This window comes from Roseomonas sp. GC11 (assembly GCF_024437745.1).
GTDB lineage: Bacteria > Pseudomonadota > Alphaproteobacteria > Acetobacterales > Acetobacteraceae > Pseudoroseomonas.
The window spans coordinates 1-4,284 of sequence record NZ_JANFNY010000159.1; the positions used below are offsets into that span (position 1 = coordinate 1).

Here is a 4,284-nt window from a genome sequence, read left to right on the forward strand (position 1 = left end):
ATTCCGGCGGCGCGCGATGGCCCTCCAGCGCCGCCGCCAGCGCGGCCAGGCCCTCGCGCGCATCGGCCACCAGCGGCTGCGCCAGATGCTTCGCCGCATCGAAAACCTGCGTGTTGAGGCCGATGATCTTCCGCCCCGGCGCGGTGAAGAGCGACCAGGAGCCGGTGGTGAAATCCTGTAGCCGCGTGCCGATGGCGAGGATGGCATCCGCCTGCCGCGCCATGGCATTGGCCGCGCCCGTGCCGGTCACGCCGATGGCGCCCAGATGCAGCGGATGCCCCTCCGGCATTGCCGATTTCCCGGCCTGGGTCTCGGCCACGGGAATGCCGTGCCGCGCGGCGAAATCGGCCAGGGCGGCACAGGCGCCGGAATAATGCACCCCGCCCCCGGCGATGATCAGCGGCTTGCGCGCGGCACGCAGCAGCGCCACGGCCTCCGCCAGTTCACGCCGGTCCGGCCCCTGCCGGCGCGGCGACCAGAGGCGCGGCGCGAAGAAAGCCTCGGGCCAGTCGAACGCCTCCGCCTGCACATCCTGGCAGAGGCAGAGCGTCACCGGCCCGCATTCCGCCGGATCGGTCAGCACCGCCAGGGCGCGCGGCAGGGCGGTGAGCAATTGCTCCGGCCGCGTGATGCGGTCGAAATAACGCGAGACGGGGCGGAAGCAGTCATTCGCGCTCACCGTGCCATCGCCGAAATCCTCCACCTGCTGCAACACCGGGTCAGGCCGGCGCGAGGCGAAGACATCGCCCGGCAGCAGCAGCACGGGCAGGCGGTTGACATGCGCCAGCGCCGCCGCCGTGACCATGTTGGTGGCGCCCGGCCCGATCGAGGTGGTGCAGGCCATCATCCGCCGCCGCCCGCTGGCCTTGGCGAAGGCGATGGCGGCATGCGCCATGGCCTGCTCGTTATGCGCACGGAAGGTGGGCAGGGCATCGCGCGCGGCATGCAGCGCCTCGCCCAGCCCGGCCACATTGCCATGGCCGAAAATCGCCCAGACCCCGGCGAAGAGCGGCAGGCCGCCCTCCTCCGGCGCGCCGCGCTGCGCGGCCAGATAGCGCACCAGCGCCTGCGAGGCCGTCAGGCGGATCGTCCCGCCGCTCATGCCCCCGCTCATGCCGCGGCCCTCCCCGGCTGCACGCGGCTCCAGGCCTCCACCAGCCGCGCGAAATTGCGCGCCAGCCGGGTGATGGCCTCCTCGTCACCGATCGCCCCGGCGAGCCAGGATTCCGCCGGCTCGGCGAAAATGCTGCGGCCCACGGCAAAGCCGCGCACCACGCCGCAGCGCGCGGCCAGGGCGAAGGCATCCTCCAGCACCGGCAGCGGCGCCTCCAGCCCCAGCAGCAGGACACCCCGGCAGAGCGGGTCCTCCGCCGCGATCACGCGCGCGATGGCGGCCCATGCGGCGTCATCCGGCTGCGCCTCCAGCTTCCACCAATCCGGGCGGATGCCGAGGTCATAGAGGCGCTGCATCACCGCCGCCGTCGTCTCGCGCCCGAGCGCGCCATGGCGGCTGGCGATGATCTCCACCAGGCACTCCCGCCCCATCCGCCGGCAGGCCTCGTGATAGGCCAGCAGCGTTTCTTCCTGCGCGGCCCGCACATCCGGTGGATCATCGGGGTGGTAGAAGCAGAGGCACTTGGCCGTGTGCGTCACCGGCCATTCCAGCAGCGTCACCGCCGGGTTCCGGTCCAGCTCGAAGCGCAGCGGGCGGGAGGCGGGCTCCTCGACGGGGCGCGCGATCCACAGCCCGCTGCCCTCCGCCTCGAACAGCGCCTCCCGGCCATGCCGGTCATCGAGCAGCATGCCAAAGCCGGGGCGGCCGGCGGCGACGCGCAGGGCAGCCTTCACCGCCAGCCGCTTGAAGGCGGCGATGCGCGCATGCGGCGCGCCCGCGCGGTCGGCCAGCGCCTCCAGCTGCGGGCGGTGGTCGATGGCCATGGCCATCACGAAGGGCGGCTGCGGGCGGCGCGTCGTCGCCTGGTGCAGATGCGCCAGCACCGGGTCCTTGCGCAGCGCGCGGAAGGCACTGCCCTGCCCCAGGAAATGCTGCAACTCCGCCCAGCTGGGATATTCCGGCGAGCACAGCAGGCGCGACACGGCAAACGCCCCGCAGGCATTGGCCCAGCTGCAACAGGTGCGCCAATCCTCGCCGCGCAGCCAGCCGCGCAGGAAGCCGGCCATGAAGGCATCCCCCGCCCCCAGCACGTTATAGACCTCGATGGGAAAGCCCTGGCCGCGCAGCCCATCCTCCAGCCGCTCGGGGATGGCGCCCTCAAAGACGACGCAGCCCATCGGCCCCTGCTTCAGCACGATCGCCGCGCGGCTGCGGGCGCGGATGGCCAGCAGCGCCGCGCGCACATCCTCGGCGCCACCGGCGATGCGGATTTCCTCCTCCGTGCCCACGATCAGGTCGCAATCGGGCAGGATCGCCTGCATCACCGCCGTCACGCGGGTGGAGGCGATATAGCGTTCCTCCCCCTCCCCCAGATGCGCGAGGCCCCAGAGATTGGGGCGGTAGTCGATATCCAGCGCCACGCGCCGCCCGGCGGCCCGCGCGGCGGCGATGGCGGCGCGGCTCGCCCCGGCCACGCCCGGCGTGCTGAGATGCGTCCCCGTCACCACCAGCGCGGCGGCGCGGGCAATGCCGGCGGGCGTGATATCGGCGATGCTCAGCGCCATGTCGGCGCAGTTCTCGCGGTAGAACAGCAGCGGGAAGCTGTGGTCGTCGCGCACGCCGACAATGGCCAGCGCCGTCAGCCGCGCCGGGTCGGTGGCCACCATCGCGGTGTCCACCCCCTCGCGCTCCAGCTGCTCCCGCAGGAAACGGCCGAAAGCCTCGTTGCCGACGCGGGTGACGAGCCCGGCCCGCAGCCCCAGCCGCGCGGCGCCAATGGCGATATTGGCCGGCGAACCGCCCACCGCCTTGGCGAAGCTCGCCATATCCTCCAGCCGGCCGCCAATCTGCTGGCCGTAGAGATCGACCGAGCTGCGGCCGAGCGTGATGACGTCGAGTTCCGGCGCCTGTGTCATCGCCTGTTGTCTTCCTTGAACGCCACGCGGCGGGCGCGCGGCTCTCCCTTGCCAGCAGTCTCGGAAGAGCCTAATGGATTGTCAATTCCATTTTTCTTTCGGTTCAGAACAATCATACCGCCACCCAGGCGGAGCCTCGTCCAGGGAAACAGCATGCTCTCCATCGCCGTCATCGGGGCCGGGCGCATCGGCCGCATCCATGCCCGCAACATCGCGCTGCACCCGCGCGCCCGCCTCGCCGGGGTGAGCGACCCGGACCAGGCCGCCGCCCAGGCCCTGGCCGAAGCCTGCGGCGCCCGCGCCATCCCGCTCGACGAAGCCTTCACCGCCGATGCGGTGCTGATCGGCTCCCCCACCCCCACCCACGCGGATTACATCGAGCGCGCGGCGGCGGCGGGGAAGGCGGTGTTCTGCGAGAAGCCGGTGGACCTCTCCGCCGCCCGCGTGCGCGCCTGCCTGGAGGCCGTGGCGCGCGCCGGGGTGCCGCTGATGGTGGGCTTCAACCGCCGCTTCGACCCCAGCTTCGCCAGCCTGCGCCGCCGCCTCGCCAGCGGGGAGATCGGGGCGCTGGAAATGCTGAGCATCACCAGCCGCGACCCCGCCCCGCCCCCGGCCAGCTACGTCGCCCAATCCGGCGGGCTGTTCCGCGACATGATGATCCATGATCTCGACATGGCGCGCTTCCTCCTCGGCGAAGAGCCGGTGGAGGTCTATGCCGCCGGCTCCGCCCTGGTGGACCCGGCCATCGGCGCGGCGGGCGATGTGGATTCCGCCCTGGTGGTGCTGAAGACGCGCAGCGGCAAGCTCTGCCAGATCAGCAATTCGCGCCGCGCCACCTATGGTTATGACCAGCGCATCGAGGCGCATGGCGCCCTCGGCCTGCTGCGCGCGGCGAATATGACGGCGACCACGGTGGAATCCGCCGGCCCCGCCGGCTTCACCAGCGAACCCGCCCTGCCCTTCTTCTTGGAACGCTACGCCGCCGCCTATCAGGCGGAACTGGATGCCTTCATCGCCCTGGTGCGCGATGGCGTGGCCGGCGCCCCCAATGGAGAGGATGGGCTGCGCGCCCTGCTGCTGGCCGATGCGGCGACGGAGTCAGCGTTCAGCGGGAAGCCTGTGAAAGTCGAAGGGTAAGGGTTCTTTTTTGAAAAAAAGAACCAAAAAACTTTTTCAGTTTAAGGCCTGTTAGAGCTTGATCCAGTCTGCGGTGGCTGCGAGGCAGAGGATGCCGAGGAATGATCGGGCGGTCTT

3 protein-coding genes are annotated in these 4,284 nt (G+C 71.2%); 1 reads left to right on the forward strand and 2 read right to left on the reverse strand.

What is annotated here, in order from left to right; genetic code table 11:
- Both NON00_RS24120 and iolC read right to left on the reverse strand, forming a co-directional pair.
- The coding region (locus NON00_RS24120) for a thiamine pyrophosphate-binding protein (protein ID WP_256025345.1) at nucleotides 1–1,102 on the reverse strand (1,102 nt) is incomplete at its 3' end.
- An 8-nt stretch (nucleotides 1,103–1,110) separates the two neighbouring features.
- Nucleotides 1,111–3,030 carry a bifunctional 5-dehydro-2-deoxygluconokinase/5-dehydro-2-deoxyphosphogluconate aldolase gene (gene iolC / locus NON00_RS24125; protein ID WP_256025346.1) on the reverse strand — a complete coding sequence of 640 codons (1,920 nt, stop codon included), beginning with the start codon at nucleotides 3,028–3,030 and terminating at the stop codon, nucleotides 1,111–1,113.
- A 153-nt stretch (nucleotides 3,031–3,183) separates the two neighbouring features.
- Here iolC and iolG point away from each other — a divergent pair, with 153 nt between their 5' ends.
- Nucleotides 3,184–4,167 (forward strand): inositol 2-dehydrogenase, encoded by a 984-nt coding sequence (gene iolG / locus NON00_RS24130; protein WP_256025347.1) that lies wholly within the window; start codon nucleotides 3,184–3,186, stop codon nucleotides 4,165–4,167.
- Nucleotides 4,168–4,284: the final 117 nt, after the last annotated feature.